This is a genomic window from Streptomyces axinellae, assembly GCF_039532135.1.
In the GTDB taxonomy this organism is placed as follows: Bacteria; Actinomycetota; Actinomycetes; order Streptomycetales; family Streptomycetaceae; genus Streptomyces; species Streptomyces axinellae.
The window spans coordinates 55354-77578 of record NZ_BAAARJ010000013.1 but is presented as its reverse complement, the minus strand read 5'-3'; the positions used below and the strand labels follow the sequence as shown (position 1 = coordinate 77578).

The 22225-nt window shown below is 70.4% G+C and carries 20 protein-coding genes and 1 pseudogene; 14 read left to right on the top strand and 7 right to left on the bottom strand.

The window, feature by feature from the left end; all coding sequences use genetic code 11:
* Positions 1 to 272 precede the first annotated feature (272 nt).
* From ABD339_RS20190 to ABD339_RS20150, 9 genes are all read left to right on the top strand, one after another.
* On the top strand, positions 273 to 476 hold the full coding sequence (locus ABD339_RS20190; RefSeq protein ID WP_016472377.1) for a cold-shock protein: 204 nt from the start codon (positions 273 to 275) through the stop codon (positions 474 to 476).
* Positions 477 to 877: 401 nt separating this feature from the next.
* Entirely contained in the window at positions 878 to 2506 is a 1629-nt protein-coding gene (gene groL / locus ABD339_RS20185; protein ID WP_344567793.1) for a chaperonin GroEL, read from the top strand.
* Positions 2507 to 3076: 570 nt separating this feature from the next.
* The gene (locus ABD339_RS20180) at positions 3077 to 3727 is read left to right on the top strand and encodes a transglycosylase SLT domain-containing protein (protein ID WP_344567792.1); all 651 of its coding nucleotides are present in this window, start codon (positions 3077 to 3079) and stop codon (positions 3725 to 3727) included.
* A 298-nt stretch (positions 3728 to 4025) separates the two neighbouring features.
* Positions 4026 to 4436 carry a hypothetical protein gene (locus ABD339_RS20175; protein ID WP_344567791.1) on the top strand — a complete coding sequence of 137 codons (411 nt, stop codon included), beginning with the start codon at positions 4026 to 4028 and terminating at the stop codon, positions 4434 to 4436.
* 248 nt (positions 4437 to 4684) lie between these two features.
* Positions 4685 to 5314 (top strand): sensor domain-containing protein, encoded by a 630-nt coding sequence (locus ABD339_RS20170; protein ID WP_344567790.1) that lies wholly within the window; start codon positions 4685 to 4687, stop codon positions 5312 to 5314.
* Between the two features lie 228 nt (positions 5315 to 5542).
* On the top strand, positions 5543 to 6343 hold the full coding sequence (locus ABD339_RS20165) for a VOC family protein (protein ID WP_344567789.1): 801 nt from the start codon (positions 5543 to 5545) through the stop codon (positions 6341 to 6343).
* Between the two features lie 168 nt (positions 6344 to 6511).
* Positions 6512 to 7225, top strand: coding sequence for a class I SAM-dependent methyltransferase (locus tag ABD339_RS20160; protein ID WP_344567788.1), 714 nt, complete (start codon positions 6512 to 6514; stop codon positions 7223 to 7225).
* A gap of 125 nt (positions 7226 to 7350) precedes the next feature.
* On the top strand, positions 7351 to 7950 hold the full coding sequence (locus ABD339_RS20155; protein ID WP_344567787.1) for a TetR/AcrR family transcriptional regulator: 600 nt from the start codon (positions 7351 to 7353) through the stop codon (positions 7948 to 7950).
* Between the two features lie 189 nt (positions 7951 to 8139).
* Positions 8140 to 9417: an MFS transporter gene (locus ABD339_RS20150; RefSeq protein ID WP_344567786.1), complete on the top strand. Its 1278-nt coding sequence runs from the start codon at positions 8140 to 8142 to the stop codon at positions 9415 to 9417.
* A gap of 64 nt (positions 9418 to 9481) precedes the next feature.
* On the opposite strand, the pseudogene ABD339_RS20145 reads toward ABD339_RS20150, so the two are convergent.
* From ABD339_RS20145 to ABD339_RS20130, 4 genes and pseudogenes are all read right to left on the bottom strand, one after another.
* A pseudogene (locus ABD339_RS20145) lies at positions 9482 to 9665 on the bottom strand (Uma2 family endonuclease); the annotation flags it as partial.
* 69 nt (positions 9666 to 9734) lie between these two features.
* A complete protein-coding gene (locus ABD339_RS20140; protein ID WP_344567785.1) occupies positions 9735 to 11645 on the bottom strand; it encodes a PTS transporter subunit EIIC in 1911 nt (636 codons plus the stop codon).
* Positions 11646 to 11755: 110 nt separating this feature from the next.
* A complete protein-coding gene (murQ, locus tag ABD339_RS20135) occupies positions 11756 to 12730 on the bottom strand; it encodes an N-acetylmuramic acid 6-phosphate etherase (RefSeq protein ID WP_344567784.1) in 975 nt (324 codons plus the stop codon).
* Positions 12731 to 12850: 120 nt separating this feature from the next.
* The gene (locus tag ABD339_RS20130) at positions 12851 to 14020 is read right to left on the bottom strand and encodes a MurR/RpiR family transcriptional regulator (protein ID WP_344567783.1); all 1170 of its coding nucleotides are present in this window, start codon (positions 14018 to 14020) and stop codon (positions 12851 to 12853) included.
* A 125-nt stretch (positions 14021 to 14145) separates the two neighbouring features.
* Here ABD339_RS20130 and ABD339_RS20125 point away from each other — a divergent pair, with 125 nt between their 5' ends.
* Together ABD339_RS20125 and ABD339_RS20120 are read left to right on the top strand one after the other, a co-directional pair.
* Positions 14146 to 14556: a hypothetical protein gene (locus ABD339_RS20125; protein WP_344567782.1), complete on the top strand. Its 411-nt coding sequence runs from the start codon at positions 14146 to 14148 to the stop codon at positions 14554 to 14556.
* Between the two features lie 205 nt (positions 14557 to 14761).
* Positions 14762 to 15019, top strand: a complete 258-nt coding sequence (locus tag ABD339_RS20120; RefSeq protein WP_344567781.1) for a DUF4031 domain-containing protein — start codon at positions 14762 to 14764, stop codon at positions 15017 to 15019.
* Here ABD339_RS20120 and ABD339_RS20115 read toward each other — a convergent pair.
* Together ABD339_RS20115 and ABD339_RS20110 are read right to left on the bottom strand one after the other, a co-directional pair.
* Positions 14990 to 16381, bottom strand: a complete 1392-nt coding sequence (locus ABD339_RS20115) for a Cmx/CmrA family chloramphenicol efflux MFS transporter (RefSeq protein WP_344567780.1) — start codon at positions 16379 to 16381, stop codon at positions 14990 to 14992. The genes ABD339_RS20120 and ABD339_RS20115 overlap by 30 nt on opposite strands.
* Before the next feature lie 163 nt (positions 16382 to 16544).
* Positions 16545 to 17243, bottom strand: coding sequence for an HD domain-containing protein (locus ABD339_RS20110; RefSeq protein ID WP_344567932.1), 699 nt, complete (start codon positions 17241 to 17243; stop codon positions 16545 to 16547).
* 74 nt (positions 17244 to 17317) lie between these two features.
* Between ABD339_RS20110 and ABD339_RS20105 the strand changes: the two genes are divergently transcribed.
* Complete coding sequence (locus tag ABD339_RS20105; RefSeq protein WP_344567779.1) at positions 17318 to 18025, top strand: copper homeostasis protein CutC; 708 nt, start codon at positions 17318 to 17320, stop codon at positions 18023 to 18025.
* Between the two features lie 195 nt (positions 18026 to 18220).
* On the opposite strand, the gene ABD339_RS20100 is transcribed toward ABD339_RS20105, so the two are convergent.
* The gene (locus tag ABD339_RS20100) at positions 18221 to 19822 is read right to left on the bottom strand and encodes a serine hydrolase domain-containing protein (protein ID WP_344567778.1); all 1602 of its coding nucleotides are present in this window, start codon (positions 19820 to 19822) and stop codon (positions 18221 to 18223) included.
* 247 nt (positions 19823 to 20069) lie between these two features.
* On the opposite strand from ABD339_RS20100, the gene ABD339_RS20095 reads away from it, so the two are divergent.
* Positions 20070 to 21413 carry a sensor histidine kinase gene (locus ABD339_RS20095; RefSeq protein ID WP_344567777.1) on the top strand — a complete coding sequence of 448 codons (1344 nt, stop codon included), beginning with the start codon at positions 20070 to 20072 and terminating at the stop codon, positions 21411 to 21413.
* Positions 21410 to 22096, top strand: a complete 687-nt coding sequence (locus ABD339_RS20090) for a response regulator (protein WP_344567776.1) — start codon at positions 21410 to 21412, stop codon at positions 22094 to 22096. The genes ABD339_RS20095 and ABD339_RS20090 overlap by 4 nt, the downstream gene beginning before the upstream one ends.
* The last annotated feature ends 129 nt before the right edge of the window (positions 22097 to 22225 follow it).

The following is a 22225-nucleotide window of genomic DNA, read 5'->3' as shown; positions in this document are numbered from 1 at the left end:
ACAAGTTGTTGCCGAAAACGGCACGCGAATTGTCGTGTTGACCCTCTATGCCCGGCCCGACTTGCCCTGCTTCGCCCGCAGTTGAGCGCTTATTTCCGATCGGACGTGCCCAGAATTCTCGTCCGATTGCCCTGTTGCACAGGGCGTCCGTGCAGATACATTCAGCGGCGGTCGACGCGTTCCGGCGCACACCTCCGGTTACTGGGGGTGAGGTCTGACCCGGGTTCGCGAAGTGCGGACCCGCGTAAGGGCCAGTAATAGGGGAGTTAGGAATGGCTCAGGGCACCGTCAAGTGGTTCAACGCGGAGAAGGGGTACGGCTTCATCGCGGTCGACGGTGGTGCGGACGTGTTCGTCCACTACAGCGCGATCCAGATGGACGGTTACCGCACCCTGGATGAAGGGCAGCGGGTCGAGTTCGAGATCTCGCAGGGTCAGAAGGGGCCGCAGGCGGACATGGTCCGCGTGACCGGCTGAGCGCCGGACTGCAGAGCTTGAGAAAGGGGCCGCACCTCACGGTGCGGCCCCTTTCTGTGCGCGGCTTTCTGCGGACGACTTGCTGCGTACGTGTGCGTGTGACGCGTGTGTGCGCGATGCGTGTGGGCGTGCGCCGGGAGGTGCCCCCATCGGCCCCCTCCCCTCAAGGAGACTCTTTCGTCGCCGCTTGCACTCTGGGGGGTCGAGTGCTAATCATGGGGCTTAGCACTCTCCGCATGAGAGTGACAAAAAGAAGGACCGGGTCGGTGAGGTCCGCAGGCCGGGTGGGGAAGTGAGCCGCCGGGTCGTGGGCCGTCCGTCGCGGGCGCCAGCGCGGTCCGGAGAAATCCAACCCTCCCCTTGCTGCCCGGCATGGGGGAATCCAGGGAGGACCCCTTCACATGGCCAAGATCATCGCCTTTGACGAGGAGGCGCGGCGCGGTCTTGAGCGTGGCATGAACCAGCTTGCCGACGCCGTCAAGGTCACGCTCGGCCCCAAGGGCCGCAACGTCGTTCTGGAGAAGAAGTGGGGCGCCCCCACGATCACCAACGACGGTGTCTCCATCGCCAAGGAGATCGAGCTTGAGGACTCCTACGAGAAGATCGGCGCCGAGCTGGTCAAGGAGGTCGCCAAGAAGACGGACGACGTAGCCGGTGACGGCACGACGACCGCGACCGTCCTGGCCCAGGCGCTCGTCAAGGAGGGCCTGCGCAACGTCGCCGCCGGCGCCAACCCGATGGCCCTCAAGCGCGGTATCGAGAAGGCCACCGAGGCCGTCTCCGGTGCCCTGCTGGAGCAGGCCAAGGACGTGGAGACCAAGGAGCAGATCGCTTCGACCGCCTCCATCTCCGCTGCCGACACCCAGATCGGCGAGCTGATCGCCGAGGCCATGGACAAGGTCGGCAAGGAAGGCGTCATCACCGTCGAGGAGTCGCAGACCTTCGGTCTGGAGCTTGAGCTCACCGAGGGCATGCGCTTCGACAAGGGCTACATCTCCGCCTACTTCGCCACCGACATGGAGCGGATGGAGGCGGAGCTGGAGGACCCGTACATCCTCATCGTCAACTCCAAGATCAGCAACGTGAAGGACCTCCTTCCGCTGCTGGAGAAGGTCATGCAGTCGGGCAAGCCGCTGCTGATCATCGCTGAGGACGTCGAGGGCGAGGCCCTGTCCACGCTGGTCGTAAACAAGATCCGCGGCACCTTCAAGTCCGTCGCCGTCAAGGCTCCGGGCTTCGGTGACCGCCGCAAGGCCATGCTCGGCGACATCGCCATCCTCACCGGCGGTCAGGTCATCGCCGAGGAGGTCGGTCTCAAGCTGGAGAACGCCGGCCTGGACCTGCTGGGCCGTGCCCGCAAGGTCCAGATCACCAAGGACGAGACCACCATCGTCGATGGTGCGGGCGACAGCGAGCAGGTCGCGGGCCGGGTCAACCAGATCCGCGCCGAGATCGAGAACAGCGACTCGGACTACGACCGCGAGAAGCTCCAGGAGCGTCTGGCGAAGCTGGCCGGCGGCGTGGCCGTCATCAAGGCCGGTGCCGCCACCGAGGTCGAGCTGAAGGAGCGCAAGCACCGCATCGAGGACGCGGTGCGCAACGCGAAGGCGGCCGTCGAGGAGGGCATCGTCGCCGGTGGTGGCGTGGCTCTGCTCCAGGCCGGCAGCGTCTTCGAGAAGCTGGAGCTGGAGGGCGACGAGGCCACCGGTGCCGCCGCCGTCAAGCTGGCTCTGGAGGCCCCGCTCAAGCAGATCGCGGTCAACGCGGGTCTTGAGGGTGGCGTCATCGTGGAGAAGGTGCGCAACCTGAGCGCGGGCCACGGCCTGAACGCCGCCTCGGGCGAGTACGTCGACATGATCGCCGAGGGCATCCTCGACCCGGCCAAGGTGACGCGCTCCGCGCTGCAGAACGCCGCCTCCATCGCGGCGCTCTTCCTCACCACCGAGGCCGTCATCGCCGACAAGCCGGAGAAGGCCGCCGCGGGCGCCGACGCCGCTGCTGCCGGTGGCATGGGCGGCATGGACTTCTGATCCCTCCGGATCTCGTCCCGCTGTTCGGACTCCGTCCCACCCGAGGGCGGGCACCCTGCTTCCAGGGGTGCCCGCCCTCGGGCGTTTGTGCCTGCCTTCGGGTGTTTGTGCCTGCTCTCGGGCGTTTCCGGGCCTGTGGCGGCCCGTTTCCGGCTGGGTGGCGGACTTCGGGCGGGGGCTGTGGGCCGTGCGGGAAGGGTGACCGGGACCGCTGAGGCGACGTCCGGATCCGCTGACGTGGCGTGCGGGAGCAGTGGCCGAGAGTCGAACTGGAGGCCGGTGAAAAGCCCTCCGCTGTGATGCCACCCATAGGAGCCACGTCACTCACGAACCGGCTTCGTATGTCTGATTTGTTCCTGATGGGGCGGATTCGGCGCCGTGGGTGCGCGCCCCGAATGACCTGGCTAATTGGACTATTTTGGATAGTACGTCACATATTTGTGCATCTCCTCCGGAATCTCCCAAGGTGGGTCTCAGTCGCACACGGCGTCGGGAAACGCGCCCCGGTTCGCCATCGCCCTCCCGGCATCCGCGACCGCAACGTCCCCGCCGAAAGGTCATTCCGCTCATATGCGTACCACCAGCACCATCAGCACCACTCGAAACAGCAAGTTCGCCCGCTTCTCCACCGCCGGTGTCACCGTTCTCGGTACGGCCGCACTCGCGACCACCGCGTTCTCCGGCCTTGCCCACGCCGAGTCGCCCACGGCGCCGACCGCGAAGCCCGTGAACACCCGCTCCGCCGCCTCCGCCGAGCACGTCGGCGCCCAGGCCGCGGCGCTGCAGAAGACCGCTGCGAAGGCCGACAAGCCCGCTAAGGCCACGAAGGCCGACAAGCCCGCTAAGGCCACGAAGGCCGACAAGCCCACGAAGGCCGACAAGGCCGGTGTCAAGGGGCATGCCGACAACCTGGACGGCTGGATCCGTGAGGCGCGGGCCATCATGAAGAAGCACCACATCCCGGGCTCCTACGAGGGCATCAAGCGGAACATCATCCGTGAGTCGGGCGGTGACCCGAACGCCATGAACGGCTGGGACGTCAACGCCAAGAAGGGCACGCCGTCCAAGGGTCTGCTCCAGGTGATCCAGCCGACGTTCGACCAGTACCACGTCAAGGGCACCGCCGATAAGCTGACCGACCCGGTCGCCAACATCGTCGCCGCCAGCAACTACGCGGCCGACCGCTACGGCTCCATGGACAAGGTCAACTCCGCCTACTGAGTCACTCCGCCCCGGCCGGGCGCTCCGGCCACCCCGGCCAACTGATGATCCGCAGCCCTGTCGCCGTCTCGCGGCCCGACGGGGCTGCACGTGTGTCCGGCGGGAAGAAGGGGCTGCATGTGTGTCCGGGGGGAGAGGGAAAGACGGGTCTGACGTCTGAACAGGTCTGAGGGTTGTCCGTCCGAAGTGGGACATTCACGCTGGAGATGCAGGACTTGACGCTGATGACCCGGATGTCTGCTTCTCCTTTACTTGTGGGTGTACGACGCCACTCCTCACAAGAGCAGGGAGCACGCCCATGAATCCCACCCTCCGTCTCCGCGCCACCGTCGCCGGTGTCATCACCGCCGGCCTGCTCGGCGCGGGCGCCGCGACCGCCGTTGCCGCGCCCTCGGACAGCCACACCCCGGCGGCGCAGTCCGCGCCCAAGCCGGTGGCGAAGACCAACACCGTCACCGCCGACCACACCAAGGTGAAGCCCTGGCAGCAGTTCCGGCTGCACGGGAAGGTCACCGGCATCAAGTCCGGCACGACCGTCTACCTCCAGCAGAAGCAGGGCGCCAAGTGGAAGACCCTGCCGGGCACTTCGGTGGTCAACCGCTCCGGTGACTACTCGATCCGCGTGAAGCTCGGGATGAAGGGCAAGCAGCAGGTGCGCACCCTCATCTCCAAGACCGCGTCCAACGCGGTCACCGTGACCGTGGGCTGACGTCTGGGTCCTGACCCTGGTGCCTGGCGTCGGATGCCTGACGTCGGATGCCTGGCGTCGGATGCCTGACGCCGGACGGGCGGGCGCTCTGTGGGGCTCTCCCGTCCGGGGAGTCGGCCGGGAGCTGCCCGGGAGTCCTCGGGAGGTGCGGGGTCCGTGGCACCCCCCTGGTGCGGTGTACCTAACGCCACCACGGGGGACGTCCCAGGCGGCTGGGGCCCGTCGCGCGGTTCCACAAGAGTGGAAGCATGACAACGACGCATGAGTTCCCGGTCCCGACCGTCTCCGCGACCGCCCGCTCCACGGGGCGCTTCGGACGCGAGGTGGGGTATCTCCTCTCCGGACTGCCGCTGGGCATCCCCGCTTTCGTGATGATGGTGGCGGGGTTCGCCGTCGGGGTCTCCACGCTCGTCATCATGGTGGGCCTGCCCGTGCTCATCGGGACGCTGTCCGTCGCCCGCTACCTGGCCAGGGTCGAGTCCCAGCAGATCGGGCGGGTCACCGGCCGTCCGCTTCCGCCGCTGCCCCCGCGGGAGGCCCGCGGGGGATGGGCCGCGCTGCTCGACGCGCAGTCCTGGCGCGACCTCCTCCACGCCGTGGTGGCCTTTCCGCTCCGGATCCTCACCTTCTCTGTCGCGCTGGCCTGGATGGCCGGCGGCGTCGGCGGACTGCTCTACGGGCTGTGGTCCTGGTCCCTGCCCCGCGACAACGACGGTGTGCTCGACCTGGCCCTGGGCATCACCGGGCGGGGCCCGGACATCGCCTTCAACACCTTCGTCGGTCTCCTCCTGCTGGCCACCACGATCCCCGTCGTGCGGTGCCTCACCGCGATGCAGGCCGGGTTGGGCCGGGTCCTGCTCAGGGACGGCCGACTCTGAGCGGGCACTGAGCCGGACGCTGAGCCTGCACTGCTCCGGCTCGGAGCCCGGCGGGGGGCCGCTCGGGTCGGGTCGGGCGGGCGAGCAGGGTGAGCCGGGCATGCCGGGTGGGCGTGGGCATCGGTGCTGGTCAGCGCGGGGGGAGGGTGTTCGAGCGGCGGAGGGACGCGGGTGCTGCCATGCTGGGCGGACACCTCTCGGGCCCCGTACGTATGCCGGAGGAGACCCATGCTGACCACCGATTTCGTTCCTGGCGCCCCGAACTGGCTCGACCTCGGAGCGCCGGATGTGGACGCCGCCGTCACCTTCTACTCCACCGTTTTCGACTGGTCCTTCCAGTCGGCGGGGCCCGAAGGCGGCGGGTACGGATTCTTCCTGCTGGACGGCAGGACCGTGGCCGCCGTGGGCCCGCTCATGGACGAGGGAGCCCGCCCCTCCTGGACGGTCTACTTCCACACCGCCGACGCGGATGCCACCCGTGCGCAGGTCGAGCGGGCCGGCGGCACCGTGCGCACAGCCCCGATGGACGTGTTCACCGCTGGGCGGATGGCCCAGTTCACCGATCCTGCGGGCGCGGACTTCGCCGTATGGCAGCCCGGTGATGTGACCGGTCTGGAGTCCGTCATGGCGGCGAACACGCTGTGCTGGACGGAGCTGTACTCCACCGACGCGGCGGCGGCGAAGGACTTCTACCGCTCGGTTTTCTCCTGGACGTACCAGGACATGCCGATGGACGCGGGGCTCACGTACACCATCGTGTCCTCGCTCGGCGGCGGCGTCGGGGGCGACAGCAGCCAGGGCGGCATCATGCAGCTCCCGCAGGAGAACCTGGAGGCGGGCTCGGGTTCGGAGTGGCACCCCTACTTCGGGGTCGCCGACTGCGACGCCACGTTCGAGGCGGCCACCCGGGGCGGGGCGCAGACGCTGATTCCCCCGAACGATGTCCCCGGCGTGGGCCGGATCGCCATGGTGCTCGACCCCGCGGGGGCCGCCTTCGCCATTATCAAGGGTGACCCGGAGATGACCTGAAGTCCGTGCGTCACCTCGTGATGGCGGCGGCATGACGGCACGGCATCACGAGGTGACGGCTCTGACGTGTTGCCAGGGCGGCAACAAAACTTGGAGCCGTCGGCTGGTGGGCGCAGTCTGCGCGCAGGAAGCGAATCCGCGCGCGGCGACCGCATGGGGAGGCCCACGATGGCTGAGACGGCACAGGGGAAAGCGTCCGAGAGCGGGTCCGGAAGCGGGACCGAAATCGGGTCCGGACGCGCGTCCGAGCGGGAGTTCTGGGACGGGCGCTACCGCGAGCGCGGACAGATCTGGAGCGGCGAGCCCAACGTCCAGCTCGTGAGGGAGGTGGCGGATCTCGCCCCCGGCTCCGCGCTGGACCTGGGGTGCGGTGAGGGCGGCGACAGCGTCTGGCTCGCGGCGCGTGGCTGGCGGGTGACGGCCGTCGACATCTCGGACGTCGCCCTCGCCCGCGCGGCCCGGCACGCCGCGGACGCGGGGGTGAGCGAGCGGATCGTATGGGAACGGCACGACTTGGCCGTCTCGTTCCCGCGGGGCAGCTACGACCTGGTGTCCGCCCAGTTCCTGCACTCGCCGGGCGACATGCCGCGCGAACGGATCCTGCGGGACGCGGCGGCGGCTGTCGCGCCGGGCGGAGTGCTGCTGATCGTCGGCCACGCGGGCCTGCCCCCCTGGGAGGACGGTGCCGACCACCCCGGCGTGCACCTCCCGACGCCCGAGGAGGTGCTGGCGGGGCTGAGACTCGCGGACGGCGAGTGGGAGGTGCTGCGCGCCGACGAGCACGAGCGCGTCCAGAACGACCCAGAGGGCAGGCCGGTCACGCGCACGGACAACGCGGTGCTGATCCGCCGGAGCCGGGCCGGGGCGGCGGTGACGCGCTGAGGGCGGACCTCCGGGCCGGGGGTGGCGGTGACGCGCTGAAGGGTCTGCCCGCCGCTGGGACAGCCGTCCCGACGGCGGGCAGATCGTATTGGATGAGTCGGTACATAACTGATACGGTCACGCCCATGGCCCGGCCACGCATGTTCGACGAGGAGAGGGCTCTGGACGCGGCGATGCGCGCCTTCTGGGTGAACGGCTACGAGGCCACCTCCACCCAGGACCTGTGCGAAGCGACCGGCCTGGGGCGCAGCAGCATCTACAACACCTTCACCAGCAAACACGCACTGTTCCAGCGGGCACTGGTGCGCTACATCGACTCCATGACCGGCCTCCAGCTGGGCATCCTGGGGGAGGTGGAGCGTCCGCCGCTGGAGCGGATGGAGGCCCTGTTCGCGTGTGTCATCGATCAGGAGTACGAGCACCGGCAGGACGGCCGGGGTATCGGCTGCCTGACGGTCAACACCACGGTGGAGCTGGCCGCCAGGGACCGGGAGGTCGAAGACGTCCTGGCCCGCGATCTGGAGGTGCGGCTCGCGGCGCTGCGGGCGGTCATCGAGGAGGGGCGGCGCGCCGGTGACATCACGGGTGACCGCGACCCGGACGCGCTGGCCCGCTTCGTGAACGCCGTCATCGGCGGCATGCGGGTCTCCGGTCAGGCCGGTGCCGACCGTGCGGCATTGGAGGCCATCGCCGCCACGACTCTCGACGCGCTGCGGAGTCGCTGACCTGCGACATCGCGCCGCCGCTGGACGATTCCGGGTGGCCGCACGGACTCCGGATCGTGCGGCTCTTTTTTCGGCACAATTCTGTACTGATCTTTCCAATACCTTCGCCGACCAGCACCGACCAGCACCTCCCAGCACTTCTCAGCGTCCCCCAGCACCCGTCCCTCCCGAAGCGAGGAGTCACCACCCATGCCGCTCACCGTCTATCTCATGGCCGCGGGAATCTTCTCCATGGTCACGAGCGAGTTCCTGGTCGCGGGGCTCATGCCGCAGATCGCCGAAGGACTGGACGTCACCGTTCCGCAAGTCGGCTATCTGGTCACGGCGTTCGCGGCGGCCATGGCCGTCGGCGGCCCGTTCCTGGCCTCGGGGGTCTTGCGGATGCGCCCCAAGCGGGCGCTCCTCCTGCTGTTCGCGATCTTCCTCGGCGGCAACGTCCTTGCCGCCACCGCGCCCGACTACACCATGATGTTCGTCGCGAGGCTGATCACCGGAACCGCCTCCGCCGCCTTCCTCGGCACCGCCATCTCCCTCAGCGTGCGCCTGGTGGAGCCCGGACTGCGCGGCCGGGCCGTGTCCGTGGCGCTCAACGGGCTGATGCTCGGCACGCTCCTCGGGCTGCCGATGTCCACGTTCGTCGGTGAACGGTACGGCTGGCGCGCCGCCTTCTGGACCGTCAGTGCCCTGACCGTGCTGGCCGCTGTGCTGACCCTCGCCCGGGTGCCCCGGATGGAACGGCAGGAGGGCGGCGGCAGCGTACGCCAGGAACTGGGCGTCTTCCGCAGCCGCAGGCTCCTGCTCGTCCTCAGCACCAGCACCCTGATCATCGGCGCGACCTTCTCGGCGTTCAGCTACTTCAACCCGATCTTCACCGAGGTCACCGGCTTCTCCACGGGCGCGGTCCCGCTGCTGCTCATCGCTTACGGGGCGATGAACCTCATCGGCAACATCGTCGTCGGCCGCCTCGCCGACCGGCACACCCTCGCCGTCCTGGTGACCGGGCTGGTGGCCAACGGCATCTTCCTCGCCGCCTTCGCCCTGTTCGCCGAAACCTCCGTCGGCGCCGTGGTGTTCATGCTCGGCATCGGACTGGTCGGCATCACCATGAACCCCGCGATGGCGGCCCGGGTGCAGCGGGCGGGCAACACCGGACCGCTGGTCAACACCGTGCACTCGTCCTTCATCACGCTCGGCATCATCATCGGCTCGGCGCTCGGGGGCGCCGTCATACCCCACTTCGGGCTGCTCGCTCCGGTATGGATCGGCGTCGCGATGGCGGCCCTGGGCCTGCTCACGCTCCTGCCGGACATGAGGGGAGCCCGGTCGTCGGGGAGCGGGGCAACGGGCGGAACGCCGGGCGGGGCACCGGATGCGGAGCCGGTGCCGGCGAGGGAGTGGGAGCGGGAGAAGCCGGAGGCGCGGCCGGTCGGGCAGGCGGTAGGGGAACCCGTGGGGCCGCTCTGCTGAACGGCCCTTGGAGGGGTGCCCGGTCGACTCAGGGCCTCGGGAGCCCGACCTTCGTCAGATCGATGTCGATGGGCGTACATGTGGAAATTGCTTGCGGACTCACGAAGACGAGGCTTCCGTCGATCAGCTCCGTGTGGGGCGGAAGGTTGGGGAGCCGGTCCAGGTCGTCAGACGTGAACCCGCCCACGGGGGCGGGGCCACTCGTGGGCGGGTACGTCACGCGGGCCGTACTCGGGCTCGACGCTCATTGCTGCTCCCATGGCCGGGATCCTCGCCAAGGGCCCAGGCTACTGGGAGTCGGATGCGCGGTGCTTCATTCATACGAGTGAGCCGGGCGGGTCTGCTGAGGTTGCTGACGCGGGGTTCGGAGCGGGCTCGCCGCCAGGGCGGGGCTCGCCGCCGGGGCGGGGGCCGGCCGTCGGTGAGGGCGCGGCGCCGGGTGCCGGGTCGGGCCCGGCCGCCGGCTCGGGTTCGGTCGTCGGCCGTCCGGCGGCGGGCTCGGATTCCGGCGCCGCATTCAGATCGGCGAGCATCTGCTTGCTGAAGCCGAAGAAGTACGTCGCCAGGAAGCCCACCGCATAGCCGGCCGCCAGGCCCAGGGCGTAGATGGCGGCGACGGCGCCCAGGCCGTGGTTGCCCTTGAGCAGCGGGAAGAGGGCCCAGCCGGAGGGGCCGATGGCGGTGGAGCCGACCGAGGTTCCCAGCTGGTAGAAGAGGCCGACCACGCCGCCGCCGAAGGCGCCGCCCACGCACGCCGTGATGAACGGGCGCCCCAGCGGCAGTGAGACGCCGTAGATCAGCGGCTCGCCCACGCCCAGGAACCCGGCGGGCAGAGCGGAGCGGATCGTCTTGCGTACCGAGGTGTTGCGGTGCAGCCGCAGGTAGATCGCGGCGGCGGCGCCGACCTGACCCGCGCCGGCCATGGCGAGGATCGGCAGCAGGACCGTATAGCCGTCCTGTTCGATCAGCGTCGTGTGGATCGGGATCAGCGCCTGGTGCAGGCCCAGCATGACCAGCGGCAGGAAGAGCCCGCCCAGGACGAAGCCGGCCACGGCGCCGCCGTGCTGGAGCAGCCAGTTGGCGAGCTGCCCGATGCCGGTGGCGAGTTCGCCGCACACGTACATCAGCCCGAACAGTGTCACCAGACCCGCCACCAGCACCGTCACCGTCGGTGTGACCAGCACGTCGAGGGCGGTCGGCACGATGCGCCGGCATCCCTTCTCGACGTAGACGGCGAGCAGCGCGGCGAACAGCGCGCCCAGTACGCCGCCCTGGCCCGGCGCCAGCTTCTCGCCGAACGCGGAGACATCCGCGACGCCGGGGAAGACGATCACGGCGGCGGCGGCCCCGCCGAGCACCGGCGTGCCGCCGAACTCGCGTGCGGTGTTCAGTCCGACGAAGACCGCGATGAGGGACATGAAGCCGCTCGCGACGGCGGTCAGCGCGGGGGTCAGGGAGGGCAGCCAGCCCGCGTTGGTGAGCAGGCCGTTGATGCCCGCGACGATGCCGCAGCCGATCAGGGCCGGGATCAGCGGCACGAAGATGTTCGCGACCCGGCGCAGCAGCAGCTTTACCGGCGTCGCGTTCTTCTGCTTGCGGGCCGCGCGGATCGCGGCGCCCTCGGCGGCCAGTTCGTCCGCTGTGCTGCGCGTTCCGGCCGTTCCAGCCGTGATGTCTGCTCCCGTTGTGACGTCCGATCCGGTCGTGACGTCCGCTCCGGTCGGGCTGGCCGCTCCGGTGAGGCTGGTCGCCGCGGTCGTGTCGCGTGCGGCGGCCGTCGCGCCCGTGGGGTCGGCCGACTTCGCCGCGCGGAGGAGCGATTCGAACTCGGGGGTGATCCGCGCGACCTTCCCCGGGCCCAGCACGATCTGGTACGTGTCGTCCTCGACCACGCCCATCACCTGGGGCAGCGCCTTGAGGGGCTCGTCCTGGACGAGGGAGTGGTCGGCCAGGTCGAGCCGCATGCGGGTCATGCAGTGGGTGACGGAGGCGACGTTCGCCGCACCGCCGACAAGCGGAAGGATCGCCTCGGCGGCCTCCCGGTCGGGGTTCTTGGGCCCCCTGGATCCCTTGGGTTCCTTGGTTCCCCTGGGCTCCTTGGGGTTCTTGGAACCCCTGGGATTCCCGGACCCTTCAGGGCCCTTGGCATCTTTGGTGCTACTGGGGTTGTCGGGGTTATCAGGGTCTCTGGGGCTGTTGTCCGCGCTGTCTGGGCGATCTGTACTCATGGTGCATTCGCTCTTCTTTGAGTGGTGCCATGGTCCGGACGGGGGAGTTGATACGGGTTCGGGTTCGGGTTCGGGTTCGGGGGCGGGATCGGCTCGGGATCGGCTCGGGGTCAGGGCCGGGCGGGGGCCGATTTCAGGGCTGCGCGCAGATGGCCTTGCGTATCGGCCAGCAGTCGCGCGGCCGTTGGCCCGTCCACGCCGCCGAGGAGGGCGAGGATCGCGTTCTTGACCTCGCCGTCGGTCGCGGCCAGTGCCGCCTCGATCTCGTCGTCGGGCGCTCCGGTGGCCAGTGCCACGATGCGCCGCGAGCGTGCCCGCAGCTTCTCGTTCGAGGCGCGGACGTCCACCATGAGATTTCCGTAGGTCTTGCCCAGGCGGATCATCGTGATCGTGGACAGCATGTTGAGCACGAGCTTTTGCGCGGTCCCGGCTTTCAGCCGCGTCGAGCCCGTCAGCAGTTCCGGGCCGACGACGACCTCGATGCCGTGTTCGGCCGCGGCGGCCAGCGCCGAGCCCGCGTTGCAGGAGAGCCCCACGGTGAGTGCGCCACACCTGTCGCGCGCGTGACTGACCGCGCCGATCGCGTACGGCGTACGGCCCGAAGCGGAGATGCCCACCACAGTGTCCTGAGACGTCAGCTTGAGCGCGTCCAGGTCCGCCGCCGCGGCCCGCGGACTGTCCTCGGCGCCCTCGACGGAGGTCACCATCGCGCCGGGTCCGCCCGCGATCACCCCTGTGACCTGCCCCGGAGCGGTGTTGAAGGTGGGCGGGCACTCGCTGGCGTCCAGCACACCCAGTCGGCCCGCCGTGCCCGCGCCCGCGTAGAAGAGTCTGCCGCCGTAGGCCATCCGTTCGGCGATGGCGTCGATCGCGGCGGCGATGCGGGGGAGCTGGGTGGCGACGGCGGCGGGGACGGTGCTGTCCTCGCCGTTCATGATCTTCGCGATCTCCAGCGTGGGCAGCTGGTCGATGTCCGCCAGCTCACTGCGGAACGCCTCGGTGGTGAGGGTGTCCAACTGCTGCCGGAGCTGCTGCTGTTGTGGCTGTGGCTGTGGCTGGGGGTGCTGTCGTTGCTGTTCGTGCATTTCGGGTGCGGCTCTCTGGGGAGGGGTGGCGTGGCGTTCGGTGCTCGCGGCTCAACGGGTGCGGTGTCGCTGATGCCGTTCGGCGGGCGCGGTGGGACAGAGGACGGGGACAGAGGCCGCTCAACGGGGGCGAGGGCGGGGCGAGTGGCGGTGGGCCAGGGCCTCGTACGAGGCGGACAGCGCGGGCGCCGCCGTCTCGTACGTACGCTGCGCCACCCCTATGAACAGGCAGTCCACGACCAGGAGCTGGCTGGTCCTGCTGGACATCGCCGCCGGGCGCAGCTCGCTCTCACGCGCTGTGGAGGTCGTCAGCACGTGGTCCGCGTACTGCGCCACCTCGGCATCCGGGCGGCCGGTGATCGCGATGGTCGTGGCCCCACGGTCGAAGGCCACCCGCAGCGGCTCGATGACGTCCACCGTGCGGCCCGAGTGCGTGATGGCGAGGGCGACATCGCCGGCCCGCAGCTGCACGGCGTTGGTGACGGCGAGGTGGGGGTCGGCGTGTGCGTGCGCGATCATGCCGATACGCAGCAGCTTCTGGGCCAGGTCCTGGCTGACGAGGCCCGAGGCGCCCACGCCGTACACATCGATGCGGCGGGCCACCGCCATCGCCGCGACAGCCGCTTCCACCTGCCCCGGGTCCAGCGCGGCAGCGGTGTCGGCCAGCGTCTGCTGCTCGTCGAGCGCGAGCTTGGCGACGACGTCGGCGATCGGGTCGTCCACCGCGATGTCCGCGGTCACGGCGGGCGCGGCCCCCGACTCCTGCTGCGCGGCGAGGCCCGCGAGCGCGAGGCGCAGGTCACGGTAGCCGGGGTAGCCGAGCAGCCGCGAGGTGCGCACGACGGTGGCCTCGCTGGTACCGGTGCGTTCCGCGAGCCCGGTGACGGTGAGCCGCGCGCATCCCGCGGGGTCCCCGGCGACGGCTTCCGCGACGCGCTGCATGGAGCGCGTCATGGAGGGGCCCATGGTGCGGACCTTGGCCGCCAGCGCGGAGGGGCCGGGCCTCGGAGCGGCGGACGGTGTTCCGGCAGTGGGCGCGGCCGACCCGGGCCCGGGCCCGGGCCCGGGTGCGGCTGACCTCGGGCCGGGGCTGGGGGCGGGGCCGGGGGGCGGGCCGGCGGTGGCTGATCCGGGACCGGGGGTGGACTGGCGGGGTGCGGTGGAGCCCGGCGAGGCCGAGGCGGGTGTGGTGGAGCCCGGTGCGGTGGAGGCGGGCGTGGTGGCGGACGCGGGTTCCCGGCGCGGGCCGGGCGGGCGGGTGGCGAAACTTTCCTTCAGATCGCTGCTCACGGATGGAAGATATTTTCATATGAGTCACCCGTCAATGCCCGCCACGTCCGGTGCTCCCGATGGGTGCACCCTCTGGGACGGTCGGACAGCGGCTCGGCGCGTGTGCTCAGTGGTGCAATGGAGGTATGGAACCGAAGGAAACCGGCCCGGAACCGGACCCGGGAGACGGCGGCAGGCAGCAGGACGTGCTGGAGCGGGCCCTCCACGCCGCGCGGGCGCTGATACTGGCCGATCTGGAGGCCGGGGACGTGGCACGCGCTGACATCGTCTCGCTCGTCGAGGAGTCGGTCTCGCACCGCCGCTGGTGGGTGGGCCAGTGGCCCGAGGGCGTCGCGTTCGTGGAGGGGCTGGTGGCCCAGGACGTGCAGGACGCGCTGCTGGAACGGTACGGGAGATGGCCCGTCTGCCCCGTATGCGTCGGTGCCGACCCGCACGCGCTGGATGTGGAGCCCGAGCTGGGGGAGGAGCCGCACTGGGTGTGCGGGAAGACCTCCACCGTGGTGGCGCGGGTGGGTTCCTTGAGCGGACGACTATGAACGTGGCCTTGGCCGCCCGGTCTCAGGGGGCACGGGGCGGGTCGTCAGGAATGCCCGGGGTGCCCGGTGGGGGTGCGCCCCGCGAGGGCGGCGTGAGTGGGGGAGCGCCCTATGAGGGAGCGTCTCGTGAGGGGGCGCCTGGTGAGGGGGCGTCTCGTGAGGGGGCGTTCCGTGAGGGAGCTCCCCGCGAGGGAGAGGTGTGGAGATGACGATCTACATCGATCCGCCGATATGGCCCGGGCACGGACGGATGTGGTCACACCTGGTGAGTGACCTCTCCTACGAGGAACTGCACGCCTTCGCGGCGGGCATCGGCTGCCCGCCGCGGGCGTTCGACCACGACCACTACGACATCCCGTCCACGGAATACGCCGCCGCTGTCCGGGCCGGCGCTGTCGAGGTCGGCTCCAAGGAACTGCTCCGGCACCTGACCTCAGCGGGTCTCCGCCGCCGGAAGAGGTGAGCGCTCGGCGGTGGCGGGCGCCGAACCCGTCATCGCCGTTCCCGTTCCCGTTCCCGAGCCCGTCATCGCCGTTCCCGGTCCAGCTCCCCTTCCAGCTCCCCTTCCAGCTCCCGTTCCAGCCCCAGCTCCCGTTGCCGCCGACGCCGGAACGGACTTCGCGATCACGCGGGAGCGCACGTGGACCCGGGAGGCGATTGCCGTCACCGCGACGCCGCCCGCCGCCATCGCCGCCGCCACCCAGGCCACGGACGCGTACCCCCAGCCCGCCGAGATGACCAGGCCGCCGACCCACGGGCCCACGGTGTTGCCGATGTTGAAGGAAGCGGTCGTCGTCGCCCCGGCCAGGGTCGGCGCCGCGTTGGCGACATTGAACATGCGGGCGTTCAGCGCGGGCGCCGTCGTGAAGGCCGTCACCCCGAGCATCAGCGCGAGCGCGATCGCCGCGAAGCGGTACTCGGCGAGCAGCGCGAGCAGCCCCAGCACGACGGTGGAGGCGGCGATGCCGCCGTACATCGTGCCGAACAGGTGCGCGTCGGCGATCCGGCCACCGATGACCGTCCCGATCAGCCCGCCGAGCCCGAACAGCCCGAGCACGGTCGGCACCCAGCTCTCCGGCAGCCCCGCCACATCGGTGAGCAGCGGTGCGAGGTACGAGAAGAGCGCGAAGACCGCACCGGCGTTCAGCGCGATCGTCGCCAGCGCGAGCCACACCTGCTTGTCGCGGTAAATGCCCAGCTCACGACGGAGGTTGGGCGCGTCGTCGCCGGTCGGCACCGCGGTGCGCGGCACCATCATGAGGACGCCGACGAAGCCGATCGCCGCCAGCCCGGCGACCGCCCAGAACGCCGAACGCCAGCCGGCCTGCTGCCCGAGGAACGCTCCGGCGGGCACACCCGCGATGTTCGCGACGCTGAGCCCACCGACCATGATCGCCATGGCGCGGGCCCGCGCGTTGTGCGGGACGAGGGAGACGGCGACGGCAGCGCCGACTGCCCAGAACCCGGCGCAGGCGAGCGCGCCGACCACGCGCGAGGCGAACAGCACCTCGTACGTCGGCGCGAGCGCCCCCGCGATCTGCCCCAGCATGAACACGGCCAGCAGCGCCAGCAGTGTCGTACGCCGTGGCAGCTTCAGCGTGGCCGCCGCCAGCACCGGAGCCCCCACCACCATGCCCACCGCGAACGCCGATACCAGCAGACCCGCCTTCGGGATGGAGACCCCCAGGTCGCGGGCGAGCGGTTGGAGGATCCCCGAAAGCATGAACTCCGAGGTCCCCAGTGCAAAGACAGAGAGTCCCAATATGTAGACAGAAAGCGGGACACGAGCAGCGCGCGGCTCGCCCGTCGTGTGATCAGCAGGCATGTCACGCACCAACCAGACCCCGCCCCGGCCGCATTCCCGCCCGGCCCGCCCCCGACCTCGGTGTGCTAGGGCTCACGCTGGCTGCTGGCTGCTGGCTGCTGGCTGCTGGCTGCTGGCTGCTGGCTGCCAGCGGGGGCGGTGGGGCGGGCGGTCGGGTGCTCCCTTACGCGGTCAGCAGCTCCAGTTCTGTTGTGAGGTTGCGGCGGGCGGTGTGCTCCCAGTGAGTGCGGGCGTATGTGGTGCGGAAGAGGCGGGGGAGGCCGAGGAGCTGCTCCAGGACCGAGGCCCGGCCTTCGCGGAACGCCGCATCGGGGACGAAGGCGTACTCCTGGCGAACCTCCGTGGCGTAGTGCGCATACTCCCCTGGTGAGCCCGCCAGGACAGCGAGGTCCGCGTCGCACAGCACCTCGCCGTTGAGGTCGCCGGGGGAGGGGTCGTGGGAGACAGTGAGCCTCACGAGACGGGCTGTCTCGACCGTGCGGGACTCGCTCACCCCCGCCTCGGGCAGTGCGCGTTCGGCGAGCCGTGCACTGCGCTCCTCGTTCTCGCTGCGGTCGGGCCGATAGACGGCGTCGTGGAACCAGGCGGCCAGGTGTACGGCGTCCAGGTCGAGTTCCTGCGCTCGGGGCTCCGGGGGGCCTTCCGGGTCCTCGACATGTGAGGCGAGTTCGTCCACTCGGTTGAGGACGGCCAGCAGGTGATCCGTCCCGTGGTAGCGACGGTGCGGTTCGGCCCAGCGGGAGAGCAGCTCCTCGCCGTAGGGGGCCGGATCGGGCTCGGAGGCACCCTCGCGCGCGCTGACCAGGAGCGCGTGCCAACGCGAGAGGAGCGCTTCGTGCTTTTCGTTGTACGGCTCGGTCATCGCCATGTGGACAATTGTGGTCCGGAATGATCGCCATCTTCCAGGGCTCCCTCCCCGTGTGGCAGTCTGTGGATATGTCTAGACCAATTCTTGAGGTGATCGCGCTCAGCGCGGAGGACGCGGCAGCCGCCCAGGCAGGAGGGGCCGACCGCCTTGAGGTGGTCAGTGATATCGCCGCCGACGGGCTGACCCCTCCGCTGGAGACCTTCGCCGGTATCCGCGAGGCCACCAACCTCCCCTTGCGGGTCATGCTGCGCCTCGCGGACGGCTTCCACGCCGGCGGCGAGGCAGGCATCGAGCGGCTGTGCGAGCTGGCCGGCGAACTGCGGGCCGAAGGCGCCGGTGAGTTCGTGCTCGGCTTCCTGGACGACGCGGGCCAGGCCGACCTGCGCGCCGTCGGTGCGCTGAGCGAAGTCCTCGCCGGATGCGGGTGGACCTTCCACCGCGCCATCGACCGCGCCGCCGACCGCGACGCCCTGCGCAAACAGCTCGCCGAGACGCCGGGCCTGGACACCTATCTCACCGCCGGTTCCGCCGACGGCGTCGGTCAGGGGTACGACACCCTCCTCGCAGAAGCCGCCCGGACGGCCGACGGCGAACCGGGTTACGCGGCTCGTCTCCTGGTCGGCGGCGGCCTCGCCCTGGACCACGTCGCCGGCCTCCGCGGAGCCGGAGTCGATGCCTTCCACATCGGAGGCGCCGCCCGTCCCCGGGGCTGGGACTCCCCGGTAGACCCGGCCGCCGTGCGGGAATGGCGCGAGGCCCTCGACCAGGACATCTGACCCGGCTGAGCCCCGCCCGGCACCTGGTCCCCGGCTTCCGGAGCCCTCTGGGCCCCGCTTCCGGAACCCCTTGGAGCCCGGCTGCTGTGCCCGGCTCCTTGAGGGCCCGCTCCTGAGCTCCGAGTGGGTCGGCCGGCCTCCTCGAAGGCGTGCCGACAAGGAGACGGGGGGCCGTCCCGCACCCGCGGCCCTCGCTCATCCCCCGGCTGCCGGGCCCGGGGGGCGGGCCGAGAGGGGTATGGCGGGGTCGGAGGTCGAAGGGGGCGGAGCGGTGGGCGAGGCCGAAGGGGACGGAGCCGGGGCGGATGCGGAGGGCTCGTCGGGATCGCGCCGCTGGCGGTAGATGCGTATCAACCAGGCTCCCCGGACCAGCATCACGGCCCCGGCCGCCAGTGCACCCGCGAGCACGCAGGCCACCAACGCGGGCCATACATAGGTCACTTGGGCAAACGTCCCGGACCGTCGCATCGACAGTCCCACCAAGTCGGCCAGGCCGAAGGCCAGGGCCACGGGCAGTGCGTACGGCAGCAGCCGCAGGCCGGTCAGCCAGGGGGAACGCGCCTGACGCCGGCCCGCCCAGCGCCGGGCGCGCAGGACGCCCATGAGGCCGAGCCCCAAGGCCAGCAGGGTGACTGCCGCCAGCACCCAGTCGGCCCGCATGGTGAACGGGGCAGAGACAGCGGGGTCCTTGCCCTGCGCGAGGGCGACCAGGCCGTCGGCTATCTGGACGGCGTCATCACCGGAGACCATGCCGGTGTTCGTGACCACGGCTATGCCGACACCGCTGCCCGGCAACAGCACCTGGATGGCGTTGTGGGTGAGGAGTTGACCCGTGTGTTCTATACGCACAGGCCGTGCGCCCGGAGGGCCGCTCCGCCGCCAGCCCATGGCGTACTCCTCACCCTTGGTGGGGGTGTGCATGACCGTGATGTCCCGCGCCGAGACCACGCGTCGGCCTTCGGCGGAGACGCCGCCGCCGTTCTGCGTCATCAGCCACTGCGCAAGGTCCTGGGCGGTGGAGACCACGCCGTGCGCGCCCTGCGCGAACCAGCGAGGATGTCCGCGCTCGAACACCGTGCCGTACGCGCGGACGTAGCCCCGCGCGTCGCCGGGCATATCCGTTGTCGAATTCACCGTTGTCGTACGGGACATGCCCAGAGGGCCGAACACATGCCGCTCCATGTGTGTGGCGAACGGCTCTTTGCTCACGGCCTCGACCAGGCGTGCGGCGACGAAAAAGTTGGGATTGTGGTAATTCATACGCGCCCCGGGTGCATCGGCGAGCCCCGCGCCCCGCATGGCGGCGACTGCCTCGCGCAGGATGCGCGGCTGGGCCCGTCGCAGATCGGGGTAGGAAGAGTCGGCCATCCCCGAGGTCTGGGTCAGTAGTTGGCGCACGGTGATCCGCTTCCCTCGCGGATCGGACAGGACGAACTCGGGCAGATAGTGGTGCACGGCGCGATCCAGGTCGATCTTGCCCTCCTCCGCGAGCTGCATCACGGCCAGCGCGGTCATGGACTTGGACAACGAGGCGACGGGCAGCGGCGTGCGCGCCGTCACGTCCGAGCCGTACGCCGTGTGCCCGTAGCCCGCCGCGCGCACCACGCGGTCGCCCTTGGTGACCGCCACGGCCGCGCCCGGCAGTCCCGTCTGCTCTCTGTACTTCTCGACGTAGCGGTCCACAGCGGCCGGGGTCAGGCCGTGCGGGCTGCCGGAGCCGGGCGCCGGGGCCGCCTGTGCCACGGGAGGGGCGAGGGCGAAGGCCACGACGCCGACGCCGGCCAAGAGGCCGGACACTCGGCGGACCCGGGTTCGGCGAACCACGGGTTCGCGGGCCTGTCCGGCCCCCGTGGGCAGCTTTCGCGCCGGGCCTGGGCCGGGGGCCTGTTGGGGTCGGCTACGGGTATGGAAGGGGAATCGCATGACCGCTATTCGATCCGCCCGGCACTGCCTCGCGCAGTGGTGTACGCAGGAGGAATACGGCCACGAAAAGGTAGTGCGCACACTACCGACCGGATCACCGCCGCCCGCATACGGTCGTCGCATGTCTCGCTCTCGGCCCCATCAGCTCGCCGCCGCGTCCGGTGTCCCGGACGGCACCCCGTCCGGTCTGCCGGGTGGTGCCGCGTCCGGTCTGCCGGGCGATGCGGCACCTCCTGTTCCGGGCGGCACCCCGCCCCCGGGTGTGCGCAGCGCCTGGCAGGCGCTCGCCCAGCACCCGCTACGCTTCGTCGCCTCCCCGTGGCCATGGCGTTCGCTGGCGTATCTGGTGTCCGGCGCCGCCTTCGGAGCGGTGGTGCTGGCGGGGTATGTGGTCGTCGTGCCGGTGGGGTTGCTCTCGCTCGTGTGCGTCGTGGGCGCGTTGTTTCTGCTCGCTGCCGTGCTGGCAGGAGGTGCGGTGTGCCGCGTCGAGCGCCGACGGCTGCGGCTGGTGGATCCGGACCCGATAAGCGACCCGCACCGCCCGCCGGCGCGATCCGGTCCGCGCGCATGGCTGCGGCACCGGCTGAGCGAGCCGGCGACCTGGCGGGAGCTGGGCTTCACGCTGGTATCGCTGAGCGCTCTGTGGTGGATCGACGCCCTGGTGCTCGCCTTCGCGCTCGGCGTCCCGGTCGTGGTGGGGACACTGCCGCTCGGCGACCCGGACTACTGGCCGCTGACGCCCCTCGGCCTGATTCTGCTGGCGACGGCCCCCTACCCGCTCACCGCGTGGGCGGGAGCGCGCGCCACCCTGACCCGGATGCTGCTGATGCCAAGAGACGCGGAACTACGGGAAGTGCACGCCTCCCGTACCCGCCTGCTGGACGCCTTCGACTCGGAGCGCCGCCGTATCGAACGCGACCTGCACGATGGAGCCCAACAGCGGCTCGTCTCCGTGAATGTCATGCTCGGCGTCGCTCGCCTCGACACACCCCGCGAGGGGCAGACGGAGCGCAGAATCGCCGAGGCGCAAGCCGAACTCGCGGTGGCCGTGGACGAGTTGCGGGAGCTGTCGCGGGGCCTGCACCCCAAGGCGCTGACCGATCACGGGCTCGCCGCGGCCGTGGACAACCTCACCAGCCGCGCCCCGGTGCCGGCGACTGTCGATATAACGCTGCCCCACCGGCTTCCGACCGCCACCGAGACCACCGCGTACTTCGCCATCGCGGAGGCACTCGCCAACGTCACCAAACACAGCGGCGCCTCGTCGGTCCGCATACACGGTCGATTGCGCGCCGACGCCGTATCCCTGTCGGTCACCGACGACGGAGCGGGCGGCGCGGACCCCGAGCGGGGGAGCGGACTGACGGGACTGGCCGACCGAGTGGCGGCGACGGGTGGCACTTTACGTCTGTCGAGCCCACTCGGTGGCCCTACGATGCTGCACGTGGAGCTGCCGTGTCGATGAACAAACCACTGCGTGCGCCATCCGTGACGCAACCGCTGGATATCGTGCTCGCCGAGGATTCCTCGCTGCTGCGGGAAGGGATCGTCGAACTGCTCACCCGCTTCGGGCACCGCGTCACCGCAGCCGTCGGTGATGCCGACTCGCTGGTGGAAGTGGCACTCGCGGGCGACCCCGACATCGTCATCAGCGACATCCGCATGCCGCCCCGGCACAGCGACGACGGACTGCGCGCCGCCCTCACTCTGCGCCAACGTCGGCCAGGAATTCCGGTGTTGATGCTGAGTCAGTACATCGAGCAGTCGTACGCCACCCACATCCTCGACCTCGGCGGGCCGGTCGGCACCGGGATCGGCTATCTGCTCAAGGACCGGGTCAGCGATGTCGCGGACTTCATCGACTCGGTCGCCGAAGTAGCGGGCGGCGGCACCGTCATGGATCCGGAGGTCGTACAACTGCTGCTGCGCCGTCGCCACGATCCGCTGCGCTCGCTGACACCGAGGGAGCGAGAGGTGCTGGCACTGATGGCCGAGGGCCGGGGCAACGTCGCCATCGCCCGCCAGCTGTACGTCTCCGAGGCAGCGGTGAACAAGCACGTCAGCTCCATTCTCCAGAAGCTCGACCTGCACATCGACGGAGAGGGTCACCGGAGAGTCCTCGCGGTCCTCGCCTACCTACGCGCCTAGGGCAGGGGGATTGCCGAGGACAGGCGGTCGGCTTGACCACTTCGAGGGGAGGAACGTCAGCCCTCCCAGGAACGGACGCGTCACATGGGCCGGCCGAGAGCGAAATGGCGAAGGCGGGGGCAGCGAGCG

What these genes read in the sequence shown, in the direction of transcription:
- ABD339_RS20165 (WP_344567789.1), top strand. Translation starts at nt 5,543, where the DNA reads ATGCTGACCACCGATTTCGTTCCTGGCGCCCCGAACTGGCTCGACCTC.
- ABD339_RS20090 (WP_344567776.1), top strand. Translation starts at nt 21,410, where the DNA reads ATGAACAAACCACTGCGTGCGCCATCCGTGACGCAACCGCTGGATATC.
- ABD339_RS20160 (WP_344567788.1), top strand. Translation starts at nt 6,512, where the DNA reads ATGGCTGAGACGGCACAGGGGAAAGCGTCCGAGAGCGGGTCCGGAAGC.
- ABD339_RS20125 (WP_344567782.1), top strand. Translation starts at nt 14,146, where the DNA reads ATGGAACCGAAGGAAACCGGCCCGGAACCGGACCCGGGAGACGGCGGC.
- ABD339_RS20115 (WP_344567780.1), bottom strand. Translation starts at nt 16,381, where the DNA reads ATGCCTGCTGATCACACGACGGGCGAGCCGCGCGCTGCTCGTGTCCCG.
- groL (WP_344567793.1), top strand. Translation starts at nt 878, where the DNA reads ATGGCCAAGATCATCGCCTTTGACGAGGAGGCGCGGCGCGGTCTTGAG.
- ABD339_RS20095 (WP_344567777.1), top strand. Translation starts at nt 20,070, where the DNA reads ATGTCTCGCTCTCGGCCCCATCAGCTCGCCGCCGCGTCCGGTGTCCCG.
- ABD339_RS20110 (WP_344567932.1), bottom strand. Translation starts at nt 17,243, where the DNA reads ATGACCGAGCCGTACAACGAAAAGCACGAAGCGCTCCTCTCGCGTTGG.
- ABD339_RS20150 (WP_344567786.1), top strand. Translation starts at nt 8,140, where the DNA reads ATGCCGCTCACCGTCTATCTCATGGCCGCGGGAATCTTCTCCATGGTC.
- ABD339_RS20155 (WP_344567787.1), top strand. Translation starts at nt 7,351, where the DNA reads ATGGCCCGGCCACGCATGTTCGACGAGGAGAGGGCTCTGGACGCGGCG.
- ABD339_RS20105 (WP_344567779.1), top strand. Translation starts at nt 17,318, where the DNA reads ATGTCTAGACCAATTCTTGAGGTGATCGCGCTCAGCGCGGAGGACGCG.
- ABD339_RS20190 (WP_016472377.1), top strand. Translation starts at nt 273, where the DNA reads ATGGCTCAGGGCACCGTCAAGTGGTTCAACGCGGAGAAGGGGTACGGC.
- ABD339_RS20140 (WP_344567785.1), bottom strand. Translation starts at nt 11,645, where the DNA reads ATGAGTACAGATCGCCCAGACAGCGCGGACAACAGCCCCAGAGACCCT.
- murQ (WP_344567784.1), bottom strand. Translation starts at nt 12,730, where the DNA reads ATGCACGAACAGCAACGACAGCACCCCCAGCCACAGCCACAGCCACAA.
- ABD339_RS20170 (WP_344567790.1), top strand. Translation starts at nt 4,685, where the DNA reads ATGACAACGACGCATGAGTTCCCGGTCCCGACCGTCTCCGCGACCGCC.
- ABD339_RS20180 (WP_344567792.1), top strand. Translation starts at nt 3,077, where the DNA reads ATGCGTACCACCAGCACCATCAGCACCACTCGAAACAGCAAGTTCGCC.
- ABD339_RS20175 (WP_344567791.1), top strand. Translation starts at nt 4,026, where the DNA reads ATGAATCCCACCCTCCGTCTCCGCGCCACCGTCGCCGGTGTCATCACC.
- ABD339_RS20120 (WP_344567781.1), top strand. Translation starts at nt 14,762, where the DNA reads ATGACGATCTACATCGATCCGCCGATATGGCCCGGGCACGGACGGATG.